Here is a 238-nt window from a genome sequence, read left to right on the forward strand (position 1 = left end):
TTTCCAACCACTTTTGGCTAGAAAAGCAATGACCATAAGCGCAACCCAAAGAATAAAACCGCTATAAGCCATTGTCATTAAAACATTAGCTCTATTAAACCAAGCCGCAAGAGCAAGGTGAAAAGAAACGGCAACGAAATAACCGCCTAAAATTGCGGCCGTGATTTTAAGAAAACGCGGCAAAAAGGCTGGAGTTAAATATTTTGGATTTGCTGGCATTCGTTAATGGATTTAAGCG

The 238-nt window shown here is 39.9% G+C and carries 1 protein-coding gene; it reads right to left on the reverse strand.

Annotated elements, in window-relative coordinates; all coding sequences use genetic code 11:
• The coding region (locus ACWA1B_RS23570; protein WP_456911118.1) for a hypothetical protein at positions 1 to 219 on the reverse strand (219 nt) is incomplete at its 3' end.
• Between the last annotated feature and the right edge of the window lie 19 nt (positions 220 to 238).

Source organism: Flavobacterium xizangense, assembly GCF_054075145.1.